Source organism: Paludisphaera rhizosphaerae, from assembly GCF_011065895.1.
Lineage (GTDB): Bacteria > Planctomycetota > Planctomycetia > Isosphaerales > Isosphaeraceae > Paludisphaera > Paludisphaera rhizosphaerae.
Map to the genome: position 1 here is coordinate 91,754 of NZ_JAALCR010000002.1, position 14,681 is coordinate 106,434.

14 protein-coding genes are annotated in these 14,681 nt (G+C 64.1%); 7 read left to right on the plus strand and 7 right to left on the minus strand.

From position 1 onward, the window contains the following. The first annotated feature begins 111 nt into the window (after nt 1-111). The gene (locus G5C50_RS02990; RefSeq protein WP_165064729.1) at nt 112-963 is read left to right on the plus strand and encodes a caspase family protein; all 852 of its coding nucleotides are present in this window, start codon (nt 112-114) and stop codon (nt 961-963) included. A 24-nt stretch (nt 964-987) separates the two neighbouring features. After that, on the plus strand, nt 988-1,929 hold the full coding sequence (locus G5C50_RS02995) for a hypothetical protein (RefSeq protein ID WP_165064732.1): 942 nt from the start codon (nt 988-990) through the stop codon (nt 1,927-1,929). 19 nt (nt 1,930-1,948) lie between these two features. Here the strand turns inward: G5C50_RS02995 and G5C50_RS03000 are convergent, their stop codons facing one another. Continuing rightward, nucleotides 1,949-3,352: an MFS transporter gene (locus G5C50_RS03000; RefSeq protein WP_165064735.1), complete on the minus strand. Its 1,404-nt coding sequence runs from the start codon at nt 3,350-3,352 to the stop codon at nt 1,949-1,951. A 208-nt stretch (nt 3,353-3,560) separates the two neighbouring features. On the opposite strand from G5C50_RS03000, the gene G5C50_RS03005 reads away from it, so the two are divergent. Continuing rightward, nucleotides 3,561-5,060 (plus strand): hypothetical protein, encoded by a 1,500-nt coding sequence (locus tag G5C50_RS03005; RefSeq protein ID WP_165064738.1) that lies wholly within the window; start codon nt 3,561-3,563, stop codon nt 5,058-5,060. A 12-nt stretch (nt 5,061-5,072) separates the two neighbouring features. Here G5C50_RS03005 and G5C50_RS03010 read toward each other — a convergent pair whose 3' ends face one another. The 6 genes from G5C50_RS03010 to G5C50_RS03035 form a co-directional block, all read right to left on the minus strand. After that, nucleotides 5,073-6,251, minus strand: coding sequence for a FliM/FliN family flagellar motor switch protein (locus G5C50_RS03010; protein ID WP_165064740.1), 1,179 nt, complete (start codon nt 6,249-6,251; stop codon nt 5,073-5,075). Then, nucleotides 6,241-6,975 (minus strand): hypothetical protein, encoded by a 735-nt coding sequence (locus G5C50_RS03015; protein WP_165064744.1) that lies wholly within the window; start codon nt 6,973-6,975, stop codon nt 6,241-6,243. Before G5C50_RS03015 ends, G5C50_RS03010 begins: the two co-directional genes overlap by 11 nt. A 44-nt stretch (nt 6,976-7,019) precedes the next feature. After that, entirely contained in the window at nt 7,020-7,763 is a 744-nt protein-coding gene (locus tag G5C50_RS03020; protein ID WP_165064747.1) for a response regulator transcription factor, read from the minus strand. Between the two features lie 48 nt (nt 7,764-7,811). Continuing rightward, the gene (locus tag G5C50_RS03025) at nt 7,812-9,059 is read right to left on the minus strand and encodes a hybrid sensor histidine kinase/response regulator (RefSeq protein WP_165064750.1); all 1,248 of its coding nucleotides are present in this window, start codon (nt 9,057-9,059) and stop codon (nt 7,812-7,814) included. Nucleotides 9,060-9,126: 67 nt separating this feature from the next. After that, a complete protein-coding gene (locus G5C50_RS03030) occupies nt 9,127-9,645 on the minus strand; it encodes a response regulator (protein ID WP_165064753.1) in 519 nt (172 codons plus the stop codon). Between the two features lie 113 nt (nt 9,646-9,758). Beyond that, entirely contained in the window at nt 9,759-11,861 is a 2,103-nt protein-coding gene (locus G5C50_RS03035; RefSeq protein ID WP_165064756.1) for a PAS domain-containing sensor histidine kinase, read from the minus strand. A 188-nt stretch (nt 11,862-12,049) separates the two neighbouring features. Between G5C50_RS03035 and G5C50_RS03040 the strand changes: the two genes are divergently transcribed. From G5C50_RS03040 to lgt, 4 genes are read left to right on the plus strand one after another with little or no spacing between them, the layout of a single operon-like run. Then, a complete protein-coding gene (locus tag G5C50_RS03040; protein ID WP_165064759.1) occupies nt 12,050-12,418 on the plus strand; it encodes a (2Fe-2S) ferredoxin domain-containing protein in 369 nt (122 codons plus the stop codon). Nucleotides 12,419-12,422: 4 nt separating this feature from the next. After that, a complete protein-coding gene (gene panC / locus G5C50_RS03045) occupies nt 12,423-13,280 on the plus strand; it encodes a pantoate--beta-alanine ligase (RefSeq protein ID WP_165064763.1) in 858 nt (285 codons plus the stop codon). A gap of 11 nt (nt 13,281-13,291) precedes the next feature. After that, on the plus strand, nt 13,292-13,720 hold the full coding sequence (gene panD / locus G5C50_RS03050; RefSeq protein WP_165064766.1) for an aspartate 1-decarboxylase: 429 nt from the start codon (nt 13,292-13,294) through the stop codon (nt 13,718-13,720). Nucleotides 13,721-13,751: 31 nt separating this feature from the next. Further along, nucleotides 13,752-14,618 (plus strand): prolipoprotein diacylglyceryl transferase, encoded by an 867-nt coding sequence (lgt, locus tag G5C50_RS03055; RefSeq protein WP_165064769.1) that lies wholly within the window; start codon nt 13,752-13,754, stop codon nt 14,616-14,618. Nucleotides 14,619-14,681 lie beyond the last annotated feature (63 nt).

Genomic DNA, 14,681 nt, shown 5'->3' on the forward strand with positions numbered 1-14,681 from the left:
CTTGAGATCGATCGTAACTTGGACTGGAATCCAGGAGGAACAAGCATTGATCCACCGAAGGACAGCGGACTTCTAACGGAAGGTTTGGGACTCGCTTCCGGGAGGGCCATCATGAACGCGATCGGCAGGCGGTTCCGTTGTTTCATGGCGTCTGGTCTCGCGATCATTCTGGGGGCGCTCGCTCCAACAGCACTCGGCGGCGATCTGCACGTGATCTTCGCGGCCGACAGGAAGGCTGAGAACGTCGGTGATGATCTCGACTGCATGGTGCTCAACTTCGTATGCGCCGCGAACCTGCCGAAGTCGCAGTGGAAACCGCATTTTCTCGACTACCGAAGACCCATGAGCGAATCCGATATTCTCACCGCGATTCGGAGCGTTCCGATAGGGCCAGACGACACGCTGATGTTCTACTACGTTGGCCACGGCGCATACGCCGATCCTGTGAATGGGACGTATCTCACTCCCTCGGGATCGTCGGGGCGGGTCCTCTTCGCGAGTCGGCTGGTCGAGGAAGTGAAGGCGCGCGGCCCTCGGTTAGCCGTCGTCGTGCTCGACTGCTGCAATCGAAAGAAGGCGCCGCCTGCGTACGCCGCACCGGCCCCGGCACTACCAGGAGAGCTTCAGCAACCAACCCCCCTGTTCGACGAATTGTTCTTCAAGAGGTCGGGGGTAATCCTGGCGCTGTCATCGTCGCCGGGGGAGTATGCGCTCGTCAAGCCGGCGGGCGACGTAGCCGATGACGGCGTTCCCCCCGGGCCGATCTTCACGAATTCCCTCGCCGATACGCTCTCGCGAAACGCTCAGACCCCGATGGAATGGTCGCAGATGTTAGGGCTGACTCAACAACAGGTCGATCAATACTTCAATGCGATGATGGGGGCTGGAAAGACGCTGCAGCTTCAAACCGGTGAGATCATTCGACAGGAGCGGCAGACGATCCAGCTTCGCTTCTACCGCTGAGCGAGCAGCGCTCGAGGAGGCGACGTGCGGCATACCGTATGGATCGGCGCTCTTGTGGGCTTAATCGCCGGCCTGCTCCTCTGGCTCGATTCCGCCACGCGTGAACAGGGGGCGGGAGCGACCAGGATCGATCGCTCTTCGCCTCGGCGCTCGACCTCGAGCGGGACCGGCGGCGTTCTCGGGGCGACCGAAGAGGACGATAAGAGCGCGATCCCACCCAAGACTCCTGCCGTCGATGAACCAAGGGCCGCAGCCGTCCGCTCGGTTTGGAAGGCTCGGTTGCTGCTCCACGATTACCGCGGAGCGCATGAGATCATCGAGAAGGGGGGCATGAAGGAGTCGTCCCGCGACGTCCAACTCGGTGATTTGGCCGATGGTCTCATCCCGGACTCGTGGATCGCGACCCCCAATTTCCCCCGCTCCCAGATCGTCCGTGACATCATGTCAACGACTCGGGGGACAGAGGACCTTTCCGATCGCTGGCGAGTGGCGAACGAAGTGATCGATGGCATGCCGCCCGGACCCAGGAAGGTCGGACTTCTCACACGACTGGAGCTGGCGACTCAGGTCGTCTCCACGGCGATCAGTGACGCCCGCAGCATTCCGGCGCTGCAAGAAGTCGATGCCGTTGGACGCCCCAAGACGAACCCCGCAGCCTCGGGCGTCGACCGAACGTCGGTCGCCCCATTCGAGACAGAAAAGGAGGCGGCCAGGCTGAGGAAGCGTATCGTGGAAGAGGTCGAGAAGGTCCACGACGACTCGTTCCTTACGGCCTGCTGGAACGAAATGTGGGCAAGTTGGAATTTCATTCGAACCTGCCTTCTCACCGCCGCCGGCGCTGGGCTCATGCAGTTGTTCAAGACCGCTTCCGAGTCCCTGGGAACGCGCGTGGGTCAAATCAGCCCTCTGGCGTTGAAGTCGCCCGAGCCGAAAACCGGCTCGGGCGACTCCAAACCTAAGGACTGAAAAACTCTGGGCGGCTGAATCACTCGGGGAGTGGCTTTCCCTTCGTCTCCGGGGCGAACGGCAAGACGAGCAGGCCCAGGAAGAACACGCCGCACATGGTGATGCCGGCGTATCGCATGGGTTCGGGATAGTCCTTGAACACGACGCTCGTCAGGTAACCGAGCGCGAACGGGCCGGAGGCGGCGACGAACCGACCGACGTTATAGCAGAACGAGATGCCGGTGCTTCTGAGCCGCGTGGGGAACAGCTCGGGGAAGTAGATCGCGTAGCCGCCGAAGAGGGCGAGTTGGCAGAAGCCCATGAGCGGGATCAGCACGAAGATGTGCCAGAAATCATTCATGAGCCAGAACGCCGAAGAGGTGGCCGCGGCCGCGGCGACGAAGGAAATGGCGAAGGCCGGTCGGCGGCCCAGTCGTTCGGCGAGGAAGGCGTATCCTTGAATGCCGAAGAAGGCCCCGGCGTTGAACATCAGCAACGTCATGCCGGCCCAGAACGTCAGCTTGCCGGTGATCTCTTGCGCGGTCAGTCCCTGCGCCTCATAGTGCTTGCGAAGCACCGTTCGGGTCAGGTCGTTGCTGAAGACGCCGATCCCCCAGAGGCCGACCACGCCGGCGAAGGCGAGCACCATCCCCACGATCGTGTTCCGCCGCCATCGCGGATCGCCGAACAATTCCGAGATCGACCCTAGCTTCTGGGTCGCTGGCGTACCGAGATCCTCGTCCGTCTCCTTGCGGACCGCGGCCTTCCAGCGCTCGGGCTCCTTGAGCCGGAGGAAGATGGGAATCGCCAGCAGCGAAGGAAGCAGGCCGACGAGGAACATCGCCCGCCAGGCGCTGCCGACCGCGCCCGATTCCTCAAGCTTTCCAAGCCCGATGCCGATCATCCCCGCCATCATATTGCCGACGGCGGAAAGAGCCTGGAGCCAGCCCAGTGCGTGCGGTCGAGCGCGATCCGACATGACCTCGGCCACGAGAGAGACGCCAACCGCGAACTGGCCCCCGACGCCGAGCCCTGTGAGAAAGCGGTAGAAGGAGAAGTCCCAGACCCCCCGGGAGATCGCACTCAACCCTGTGAATGCGGAGTACGTGAGGATCGTCAGCATCATTGTCTTCGCCCGGCCGAGCTTGTCGCCAAGGATGCCGAAGAAGATGCCGCCCGTGGCCCAGCCCAGCATGAAGATGCAGGTCGTCACGCCCGAATAGTAGTCGACGTCCGAGGCGCTGGCCGGCGTTTCACCGCCCAGCAGTTGCGTTACGGCGGGCTTCCGCGCCAGGTTGAACAATTGCTGGTCCATCGTGTCGAACAGCCAGCCGAGCGACGCCACCAGGAAGACGAACCACTGATAGGAAGACAACTCGCGCCACCAGGGGGCGCCGTCCGTGAGCGGAGTGGAGGAGGGCGTAACATCAGGCGAGGCATGCATAGGGCTGGCTCCGAGCGAAGCGGACGGGCGAATCAGAACCGACCCGCGAGCGCGACGGGACGGCGAAGGCGGAAGCGGGTCGGACGAGCTTCGTCGCGGAACCCGAAACACGATCAAACCATGAAGGAACGCCGAGGGCAACCGGTCGGCGTCTCCTGGGCGAAAGCCCCCTCGCACGACGCCATGACCACCGCTAAGATCGTTCGGCATGAAACGGATGATCGGAACGGCGCTAGGCGTCTCGGCGCTCCTCGTCGCGGGATTGCTCGCGGGTATCAAGACCGGCCGCCTCCCGCTGGGCGTTGCGGGCGAATGGGAGTGGTCTCGGATCACCGTCGCGCTCTCGCCGCTCTGGTTGCTGGTCTCAGCGGTCGGGGTGGCGGCATACGGCGGCTACGCCGCACTGGGATTCCGCGCGCTGGGCGTTCCCTCGCGTCGAGGTTGGCGTGAGACGGGCTGGGTGACCGGACTGACGGCGTCCGCGGTGCTGCTTCAGGTTCTCATTGCGACCGGAGCCCCGGAAGGGTACGACCTCACGCGCTGGGGGTTCGTCCACTGCACCAAGGGAGCGACGGGCTATTACGATATCGCCCGAGAACAGGCCGCGTCCGACCCCTGGAAGTTTCTGGCCGACTATCCGACCTGGATCGAATCGCAGGACGTCTTTCACATCGGCACCCATCCGCCTGGGTTGATCGCGACCCATGCTCTGCTTCTGAACCTGATGGGTCGCCACCCATCGGCGGCCGATTTCCTGTTGGCGACGGCTCCCCCGTCGGTCATCGCGGGATTTCAACAGGCAGCGATCGCCAGCGAACGGACCATCCCGCGCGCCGATCGCGCCGAGATGTATCTGATCAGCCTTTTGACGCTGCTGGCCGCGGCGGGGGCGGTCGCACCGCTTTATTTGATGGCTCGCGAGTCGCTGCCGCCTCAGCTCGCGTGGGCCTCGGCGGCTTTCTGGCCTCTCGCTCCTGCGTTGAACCTCTTTCAGCCGGGAGCCGATGCAGCCTACCCGTTCTTCTCGGCGGGTGCCCTGGCCGCGGCCGCATGGGCGGTGCGGATCAACGGGGCTCCAGGATTTCTGGGCTGGCTATCGATTCTCCTGGGGGTTGTCTCAGGTGCGGTGATGGCCTTCGGGATGATGTATACGCTCGCTTTTCTGCCCGTCGGGTTGATCGTCGCACTTGTCGTTCTGTCGAGACTCTCGACGCTCTGGCGACGGCGATTCGCGACGATCGCCTGGATCGGGGTCGGGTTTTTGACTTTCGTCGGGCTCGCATGGCTCATCACGAGCGCCGACCCAATCGTCGTGTGGCGCTGGAATCTCCACCACCACGCGCGGTTTTACGATTCCTACCCGAGGTCGTATCTCCCCTGGCTGCTCATCAATCCAGTCGAGCTGGCAATCGCTGCGGGGATTCCGACGGCCCTGTGGTGCTTGACGGGCGCCCTGGCCGATCACCGCTACGTCCCCCGCGCCGCCTGGTCGGCGATCGCCGTGGTGACGCTCGCCAATCTGACGGGGCGAAATATGGGGGAGGTGGCCCGGCTGTGGATGATCTTCCTGCCCCCGCTTCTCACGGCGGCCGGCCTGGGCTTGACCCGGCTGGGAGGGGGCTCACGGACCGTCTTCGCGACGATCCTCCTGCTTGGGATTCAGACGCTGGGCCTTCAGTGCCTGATCCAGGTCGTCTACCCGTTCTGACCGCGCCGAGGGTCAGAGGAAGACGCTGGTGACGCGGACCCCCAACTCATCGCCGATCAGAACGAGATCGCCTCGGGCGACGATCCGACCGTTCGAGGAGATCTCCACAGGTTCGCGGCTGTGGCGGTTCAGTTCCAGAACCTCGCCAGCTTTGAGGTCGGCGAGACGACTCAGAGGAACCGTCAGACGTCCCAGTTCAATCGTTAGCGTCACGGGGGCGTCGAGCGGATCGACGACGGGGACGGCAGCGCGAGGGGGCTCGACGCTCATCTCGACGTCTCCAGGTGGGGAGGGGATGTGTTCCAGCGATCCGACGACTCGGACGCGGCGGCCCGAGGTCGCGGGCTCGATCCGAACGGCGATGCGATAATTGGCCCCGACGCCTGCCGTCGTGAGCCAGAGATCTCCCTCGGGGGCCTCGGGAGTACCCGTCAACGGCGAGCCGGAAAGCGGTAGCACGCCCCCGACACGAAGACTGGCCAGACCTCGAGACATCAAGGACGAACCGGCGACGGCCCGCCATTCCGACGCTGTTTCTACCACGGCTGGAGTGATCGGACGCCGGGGTTTCGGCGCGGGTTCTGAATCGATCCAGTAGGATGACAGCGAGGACGGCAGCCAGAGCCTGACTGTACCAGCCACGCCTCCCACGTTCACGGCCCAGCGGATCGTGGTGATCTCGCCGAGCCCCTCGATCTCGAAGGCGCTTGGGCCGACGCGGTCGATCGAAACGTCGAAAGCGTCTTCCTCGGGGCGGCCGCCGAGATGGAAAGGGCTGGCGCCCGCAGCGGCGATCTCCTCGACCGACCGAACGACGAGATACGTCCAGACGCCCCACTCAACGGGAGTTGTCTGGAGTCGTGCTTCCTCGAACGGTCTGTCGAACCCCAGCAGGCGGTCGACGACCGCATGGACGATCGGCACTTCAACCCCGATCGCCAGTCTCGTGCGGAGCCTGGGCCATCGAAGTTGAGCCACAAGGCCAGGCCTTGCCAGTCCTGATCCACGGAATTCGACCTCTGGTCGATCGAAGGTCACGTTGAGACCGTCGTGGTCCAACCAGGCGAAGGCTGCCTGAACCGCTGAACTCTCCAACCAGGCCCCCGCGCGACGTTCCAGTTCCAGGCCTTTTCGCGAGAGGCGAGGAAGGCCCTCCCACACATCGACTGGCGGGGGAGAGTCAACGCTCATCCTCGCCTCCGTTCGCTCGCGAGGGACGTCGAGTTCTGATGCGGCCTTCAGCGGAGAGTCTGTCCCAGGCCGTTTTGAGGATGAGGGTTTCCAGGCGGACGACGGCCGGCGACCGTCGGGACGACGGAGACACGATTCCACGGGCCTGGCGGACGATGGGGTAAGGCAGCCGTTGGAGGGCCCATCGCATGACGAAGGGGTCGCATTCCGGCAGCAGTCGGAAGGCCGTCGCGAGACCTAGAAGGCCCTCGGTGCGGAAACGGGAGAGCCGCAGGGCAAGCGCTGATTCAACGTCCCGCGCAGCCCAGGCCCGGGTTTCCGAAGTAGACTCGCCCAACCGCTCGCGGATCCAGGCGGGACCTCCCACGCCTGCGAGGGATTTCTTGACCATCCCAACGGTTCGCCAGAGCCTGTAAGACTCGCGTGGAGACGTCCGCGTTAGCGCGGCCACGACGGGAGGGTGGTCGTCCCGGTCGGACCCGCCGACGAGGCGCTCGGTCCAAAGGGAGAGGACCCAGCGGAGGATTTCGGGGTGCGGATCTATCTCGGGCGTTCGCACATCCGAGGCTCGCAAGAGCTTCGCGACGGCCTCCGGGCCATGAGCGGCGACGACCGACCGAACGGCTGGCGACTCGTCCTGAAGCGCACGAATGAGCCAACTCGGGTGGATCGAGTGCACGTCGATCCGCGCTTCTTCGTGGTGCCGACGTCTCAGGCGGCTCATCGCCTGGGGATCTCTGAACGATCGGGCGACGTCCTCAGGGATCGTCACGCCCATCGTTTGACCAGCGTGAGCCGGCCCTCGCTTCGGTCGACGGAGGCTTCGTCGAAACAGCCGACCTCGGCAGCGAGCGTCTCCCCCGGAGCTTCGAACCAGTCGATCCCCCGGCAGTCGAGCACCAGGCGATCCGAGTCTAACTCATAATCCAGCGTGGGGGCCGGAGCCTGGGGATGGGCGGTCGACCAGGACTCGATGGCTGCCTCCGCCCGTTCGATCACCCCGTTGATGCGGCCCGCATCCGTCTGGCCGAGCGGAGTGCGACCCAAAATGAGGCTTCTCAGCCGCGCCAGTTTCCGTGCTGTATCGTCGGCCGCCGTGGCGTTGAATCGAGCAGAGCCTTCGATCCGGTCTCGTCCGGCCTGTTCGCGGAGTCCCTCGGCTCGCTTGAGGGCGTCGAAGATCTGGTCGGGCATATAAGGCTTAGGGACGAAGTCGTCGGCCCCGGCGTGAAAGCTGTCGAGCCGATTGCGTTCGGCGATTCGAGCGGAGACGACCACAACGGGTATGAGACAGGTTTCCTTGGCCGACTTCGCGGCCCGGCAAACCGAGAAACCGTCGACGTCCGGCAGCATCAAGTCGAGGAAGAGGACGTCAGGGGTCGCCTTCTCCAGGTGTTCCAGCGCCTCGCGGCCGTTGAACGCCGAGGCCGAACGGTAGCCGCGCAGCTTGATGAGCATTCCCAAGAGCTTGTTGGCTTCTGGTTCGTCTTCGACGATGAGAGCTGTGGGCATCGGGGTCTCATGGAACGAGGAGAGCGTCCGGGGCTCGGCCGGCGCGGGCTAAGTCGAGGACGACGCCTCTCCATCATCGTCTGAGGCGGGGATGGTCGTCGAGGGTGGTGAGGATTCGGACTCCACTTTCGCATGACGTGGAAGGTGGACGGTCATCAGGGTCCCGCCGGCTTCCAGCCTCTCGGCGGAGACGGAACCCCCGTGCATCTCGACGAACTGCCGAGCGATGCTCAGACCCAGACCCAAACCTCGCTTCTGAAAGCCAAACTCACCCGACGAGTGGCAACTTGGGTCGAGTTGGGTGAAGAACGGCTCGAACAGGTGGCGGAATGCTTCCGGATCGATGCCGACACCGTGGTCCTCGACCTCGATGACAGCCCCCTCCGGGCCGTCGAGTCGCGCTTTCAAGGCCACGTCGCCGCGATCAGGAGTGAATTTGATCGCGTTGGTCATCAGGTTCACAAGGGCCGCTGCGATCTTATCCGCGTCGATCTCAAAGTCGCCGAGCTGTGGGTCGATCTCCAGAGCAAGACGGATCCCTCGGGCGTGCATGAACGGACGAACCTGATCGACCACCCCCTGAATCACACTCGCCAATTCGACCGGCCGTCTTTGCAGCGTGCGGCGGAAATCCTCGGCGCGGAGGAGCGTCAGCATGCTCGTGACCAACCTGGACAACTGTCGCCCGCTGGCCGTGATCTGCCGCAGGATTTCAGCGTCCTCGTCAGACCGATTGCTCGACGACAGGCGGAGAAGCTCGGTCAGGCCCAGGACGAGCGTGATCGGCGTGTTGAACTCGTGGCTGGCGACTTCGATGAACGCCGTTTTCAACCGGTCGACGCGCGACAACTCCTCGTTGGCCTCAACGAGGCGGGCGTTGGCGTCGCGAAGCTCCGCAATCAGGGCCTTGCGTTCGGAAAGAAGGTCGTATTTCTCCGCGGCCTCGCGAATCACACCCTCCAGTTCGACGGCGTCCCAGGGCTTGAGGATGTACCGGAAGATGTGGCCTTCGTTTACGGCGTTGATCACCGCCTGGATGTCGGCGTACCCCGTAAAGAGCATTCGGATGGCGTCGGGTTGGAGCTTGCGGGCCTCCGCGAGAAGGACGTCGCCCGACATGCCGGGCATCCGCTGGTCGGAGAGGAGGATGTGGACCTCGTTCTCCTTCAAGAGGTCCAGCGCGGCGCGAGCGTTGGGTGCAGTCAGCACCTTGTAGGTGCGATGGAACTGGTGGCGCAGGCTCTCGAGCACGTCCACTTCATCGTCGACGATTAGAAGGGTGTGCCGCCGCTTCATCCCATTCGCTCCGACCGCCTCCAGAGGGGCTCTCTTGTCGTCTCGCTGTCGCCGTGCGTCTGGGGTCTCACGACGCCCGGGGGCCTGGACTCGAATCTGGGGTGTGCTCGGCTAATCGCTCCACCAACGATTCCAGGCAGGTCACCCGGCTCTTGAGGCCCTCGATCTCGTGCAGCAGGGTTTCGCGTTCGGAAGCGGCCTCAGCCAGCCGGTCGTACTCGTCGGCGGCCTGGCGGACGGCCTCCAGCAGTTCTTCGGGCTGCCAAGGCTTACGGATAAACTGGAAAACGTGCCCCTGGTTGATCGCCGCGATCACCGACTCCAGATCGGCGAAACCCGTGAAGAGCATCCGAACCGCCTGGGGGTAACGCGACTTCAGCCGCGTCAGCAGCTCCACCCCCGTGATCTGCGGCATCCTCTGGTCCGACATTACGATGTGGACCTCTTCCTCCTGCATCAACCGATAACCCTCCTCGGCGCTGTGCGCCTTGAGGACTCGGTATTCGCGACGGAGAAGATCGTGGACCGAATCGCAGACGTTCGGCTCGTCGTCGACGATCAGGAGGCAGTGCTTCGGTTTGGACATGGCCGCCTCATCCCCCGAATGGCCGGCCCGCGACGGCTCGCGGCGCTAGCTCGATTCACCCCAATGTAACATCTTCGGGGAGTCCCGAAACCCCCGCCGAAAGCGAACTTCGCTCAACGACGAAGGCCTGCCGGAGCCCCCTCCGACTGCGGCAAAAGAATTCGGAAGCAAGTGCCGCGCCCCGGCTCGCTCTCGACCTCGATTCGGCCGCCGTGGCCGGTGATGATTCCGTGGCTGATCGCCAGGCCCAGGCCGGTCCCCTCGCCCACCGGCTTGGTGGTGAAAAAGGGGTCGAAGAGACGACCTACGTCATCGGGGGCGATTCCCTCGCCGTTGTCGCGGACGCTGATCTCGACCCAGTCCCCGGTCGTCCTCGTCTCGATGTCGATCCGCCCCCCCTCCGACTTGCCGGCGGCCTCGACGGCCTGCAGGGCGTTGATGAGGAGGTTGAGGAGCACCTGAGAGATGTCCGAGGGCACGCAGTCGATGCACTCCGCCCCCAGGTTCTGAACGCCTACCTCGATTTTATCCTTCTTCAAGCGGCCGCGGGTCATCTCCAGGGCGCTCTCGATCAGTTCGGTCAAGGAGGCCCGCTCCCATTTCGGCCTTGAAGTCCGGGCCAACCCGCGCATTTTCTGGACGATATTGGCGACCCGGCGCACTCCCTCCATCGTCCGATCGAGCATCGGTTCAAGGTTCTGACGAATATAAGGCCAGTCGATCTCCTCCGACATCGCGGCGAGCTGTTCGACGGCCTCGGGGGATCGCTCGGCGGAGGTTGCGGTCGTCTCGGCGAGGATCAACATCTCCATCAGCCCTTTCACGTCGCGCCGTAGGACGGCCAGGTTGTTGGCGACGTAGGAGAGCGGGTTGTTGATCTCGTGGGCGACTCCGGCGCTCAGGAGGCCGATGGAGGCCAGCTTGTCGGTATGGGCGAGCATCGCCCGCATTCGCTGGCGTTCGGTCTGGTCTCGAATCGAGGCGACGTATTCGAGCCGGCCTCCAGACGACACCTGGCTGAACGAGATCTCGATTGGGAACTCAGTCCCGTCGTGGCGGCGGCCCGTCAACTCGACCGTCTTGTTGAGGATCTCGGCGGCGTCGAAGACGGCCGGCCCTGTTTCCTCGCCGCGTGCTCTTGCGGTCGAGGGAATCAGAATGTGCAAGGGCTCGCCCAGCACCTGGGGAGCCTCGTAGCCGAAGACCGCCTCGGCCGACGGGTTGAAAAGGAGGATCCGGCCGCCGCCGTCTGTGACGATGATCGCGTCGAGGCTTCCCTCGGTCAATCGGCGGTAGCGTTCCTCAGACTGGGTCAACTCTCGATTCTTCGCCTCGAGCGCCTGGGCCGACTTCATCTGAACCTCAGCGAATCGTCGGCGGGTCCGATCCAGGGCGATCCGGTCGGTGATGTCGCGGATGATCGCCAGGTAGGCGGGTTGTCCGTCGATCTCAATCGTTGATGTGATGATCTCGACGGGTATCGTCCGACCGGATTTGGCGCGGTAGGTGGTCTCCGAGGTGAGTTGTCCGTCCTCCTGGACTCGCTCCAGACGTTCTCGAAAGCCCCTGGCGAATTCAGCGTCGTCGATTCGGCCCAGGTCCATCCCCGTCAACTCGCCTCGGGCGTAGTCGAGCAACTCGGAGGCGGCTCGGTTGGCGTCGAGGATTCGGCCTGCGGCGTCGTGGACGAGGACGGCGTCGTGGATTCCTTCGAAGATCGTCCGCGCCCGTCGCTCAGAGGCCGCAAGAGCCTCCTGCGCCTGGATCCGTTCGCTGATCTCGGTGATGAAGGCGAAGAACCCGTCGACTCGGCCCTGATCGTCCCGGCGAGCGTCGATGAGCAGTTCCACCGGCACCAGCCGGCCGTCCTTGCGGTGATATCGTTTGACGATCGTCGTCCGCCGACCGCTCTCCAGGATCTCACGATGGGCATCGAGGGTTGCGTCGCGATGGTGGGGATCGGTCAGGTCCACCACAGACCTTCCGAGCAGCTCTTCGCGGGAGTAGCCCATGAGGTTGCAGAAGGCGTCGTTGACGTAGTCGAGCCGACGATCCATATCGATGGTCGCGAACGGCTGGGGGCCCTCCTGGAGCATCCGATGGTGCTGCCGCATCAACTGCTGCTCATCGTCGGCAGCGCGCGAGCCGGTTGACGCCGGCGCGCCTTCCACGGCCGGCCCGGGCTCTCGATCGCTGGCGTCGAAGCTGGAAGCCAATGCCGGCCTCTCAAACCCGGTTCTGATTCGCCCGTACTTCCCTCTACCGCAATAATATAGCTCAGCGGTGAGAATTCCACGCTGCGGCCGTCGCTGACAGACAAGGTGCGGCGTGGTATTCTGGCGTCCAGGTGCTCAGCCTGCGTCGCACGAGGTATCGTTCAACCGATCGAGTCGCCATAATAACCATGTCCGTCTTCACCCATCACGTATTCATTTGCGGAAACGTCCGCGGGCCCGGCCATGCTCGTGGTTGCTGCGATCCGGACGGCCGCCAGACGCTCAAGGATGCATTCAAGGCCGAGCTGAGGAAAGCCGGCCTGGGACCGTTGGCCCGAGCCAATCACGCCGGATGCCTTGACCAGTGCGAGCACGGCCCGGTGGTGGTGATTTACCCCCTGGGAGTCTGGTACGGCAACGTGACGATCGACGACGTTCCCAGGATCGTCTCCCGGACGATCCTCGGCGGCGAGATCATTCCGGAGCTTCAGATCTCCGACGAGTGTCTCAACAATCCCAAGTGTCCACATCGAGCCGGCGGTCGGCCGAAGGGGTGATTTAATGCAGGTGGCGACCACGATCCCCTCGGCGCGCCAACTCGTCGAGCAGGCTCGCGAGGACGGCCGACGGATCGGCCTCGTCCCAACGATGGGGGCTCTGCATCGGGGCCACGTCGCGCTGGTGGAGGAATGCCGGCGGCTGGCCGATTTCACGGCCGTCTCAATCTTCGTCAACCCCGCCCAATTCGGCCCGGGCGAGGACTACGATCGCTATCCTCGGATGCTGGAAGAGGACCTCCGAAAGTGCGAGGCCGCCGGCGTCGACCTGGTTTTCAAGCCCTCGGCCGAGGAGATGTACCCTCGCGGCGTCCCCAAAGCGACCTTCGTTGAGGTTCCCGGGCTCTCACACGTCCTGGAAGGGGAGATTCGGCCGACCCATTTTCGAGGTGTGGCGACCGTCGTCCTCGCTCTCTTCGAGATCATTCGACCAGACGTCGCCGTGTTCGGCCAGAAGGATTACCAGCAACAGGCCCTCATTCGGCGGATGGTCGAGGATCTTCACATGCCCGTGGAGGTCGTCTCCCACCAGACCGTCCGCGAGTCGGACGGTCTGGCGCTCAGCAGCCGCAACGCCTATCTGGACGCCGAGCAGCGCCGGGGATCTGTTGCGCTATACAAGGCGCTTGAGGCGGCGTGCAAGGCGGTCGCCGGCGGCGAGTCGGACGCCGACCGGGTTCGACAGATTCTGCGTTCCCCGATAGAATCCGAAGTGGGGGCGACCCTCGATTACGCCGAGGTCGTGGACGCCGAGACGCTGGAATCGCTCGAACGCATCGAGCCCGGTCGGGCCTCGGTGGCCTTGCTGGCCGCGCGGTTCGGCAAGACCCGCCTCATCGACAACGCCCGCCTGACGGAGTGAGACGACTACGTATGCAGCTCAAGGTGCTCAGGAGCAAGCTCCATCTCGCCACAATCACCCGGAGCGACCTGTATTACCACGGCAGCCTGACGATCGACCCCGATCTCATGGACTCCGTTGGTCTGCTGCCCTATGAGGCGATCCTCGTCTCGAACGTCGCCACGGGAGATCGGGCCGAGACCTACATCCTGCCCGGCGTGCGAGGCTCCGGGGCCATCGAGCTGAACGGAGCGATGGCCAGGCTCGGCGCCGTGGGGGATCGTGTCATCGTCATGGCGTTCGCCATGATCGAGGCGGCCGAGGCGGAGGCCCATCAGCCCCGGGTCGTCGCCCTCGACTCCAAGAACCGGATCACCCAGAGGATCGATTATCCGCCGCTGGGCGAGGCGTCCGACGCGCCCTTCCAGAACGGTAGGGAAGCCTGGGCCGAGATGATCTAACCGGTGCCCGCCGGGACGCGAGAGGAACGCCATGCGACAGGTTCTGTTCACGATCCCGTTCCTGGGACTGAAGGTCTACGGCTACGGGGCCATGCTCGTTCTGGCTTTCGCCTCGTCGACCTGGCTTGCCGTCCGTCGGGCGCGTCGCGAGAAACTTGATCCCGAACTCGTTCTGGACATGGCCTTCTGGCTGTTCGCGGGCGGCTTGATCGGCGCTCGTCTCTTCTACTGCGTCCAGTATTGGGGTCGCGGCATTGACAGCATCCTCGACGTCTTCCAGTTCTGGAAGGGGGGGATCGTCTATTACGGCGGCATCTTCGGCGGCGTATCGGCGTTCTTTCTCTACAACCGCGTCAACCCGTTCCCTGTCCGTCCTTACCTCGACGCGCTGGCCCCGTCGATCGCCGTCGGCACTCTCTTCGGCCGACTGGGATGCTTCCTCAACGGGTGTTGCTTCGGCGACGTCTGCCACACCGCGCTCGGCGTGCGTTTCCCTCAGCACACCGACCCCTGGAATTCTGAGGTCCGTCTGGGACTGATCCCCCCGGATGCGGTTTACTCTCTCCCGCTCCATCCGACTCAACTCTACTCGGCGCTTGACGCGCTCGTGCTCCTCATCGTCCTGACTGCGTACTATCCGCTCCGCCGTCGTGACGGCGAGGTGCTTGGCGTTCTCATGCTCGCCTATCCGATCACCCGATTCCTCATCGAATACCTTCGCAACGACGAAGGGATTTTCTTCGCCGGCCTGACGATCTCCCAAACGATCAGCGTCTGCCTGCTCGCCTCGGCGGCGCTGTACTGGTTCTGGCTCTCACGCCTGCCGAAGGGGCGATACGCGGATCTCCCGGTCGCGCACGAGACCGAGGCTTCCGCCCTGACCGCTGTCGGCTCCTGAAGCCTGCGGTCGCTTGCCATCGCTCGGCCTCCCTAGCAAGATGGATCGCCGCCAGTACTCGAC

What these genes read in the sequence shown, in the direction of transcription:
- G5C50_RS03040 (WP_165064759.1), top strand. Translation starts at nt 12,050, where the DNA reads ATGTCCGTCTTCACCCATCACGTATTCATTTGCGGAAACGTCCGCGGG.
- lgt (WP_165064769.1), top strand. Translation starts at nt 13,752, where the DNA reads ATGCGACAGGTTCTGTTCACGATCCCGTTCCTGGGACTGAAGGTCTAC.
- G5C50_RS03020 (WP_165064747.1), bottom strand. Translation starts at nt 7,763, where the DNA reads ATGCCCACAGCTCTCATCGTCGAAGACGAACCAGAAGCCAACAAGCTC.
- G5C50_RS03010 (WP_165064740.1), bottom strand. Translation starts at nt 6,251, where the DNA reads ATGAGCGTTGACTCTCCCCCGCCAGTCGATGTGTGGGAGGGCCTTCCT.
- panD (WP_165064766.1), top strand. Translation starts at nt 13,292, where the DNA reads ATGCAGCTCAAGGTGCTCAGGAGCAAGCTCCATCTCGCCACAATCACC.
- panC (WP_165064763.1), top strand. Translation starts at nt 12,423, where the DNA reads ATGCAGGTGGCGACCACGATCCCCTCGGCGCGCCAACTCGTCGAGCAG.
- G5C50_RS02990 (WP_165064729.1), top strand. Translation starts at nt 112, where the DNA reads ATGAACGCGATCGGCAGGCGGTTCCGTTGTTTCATGGCGTCTGGTCTC.
- G5C50_RS03015 (WP_165064744.1), bottom strand. Translation starts at nt 6,975, where the DNA reads ATGAGCCGCCTGAGACGTCGGCACCACGAAGAAGCGCGGATCGACGTG.
- G5C50_RS03000 (WP_165064735.1), bottom strand. Translation starts at nt 3,352, where the DNA reads ATGCATGCCTCGCCTGATGTTACGCCCTCCTCCACTCCGCTCACGGAC.
- G5C50_RS03030 (WP_165064753.1), bottom strand. Translation starts at nt 9,645, where the DNA reads ATGTCCAAACCGAAGCACTGCCTCCTGATCGTCGACGACGAGCCGAAC.
- G5C50_RS03025 (WP_165064750.1), bottom strand. Translation starts at nt 9,059, where the DNA reads ATGAAGCGGCGGCACACCCTTCTAATCGTCGACGATGAAGTGGACGTG.
- G5C50_RS03005 (WP_165064738.1), top strand. Translation starts at nt 3,561, where the DNA reads ATGAAACGGATGATCGGAACGGCGCTAGGCGTCTCGGCGCTCCTCGTC.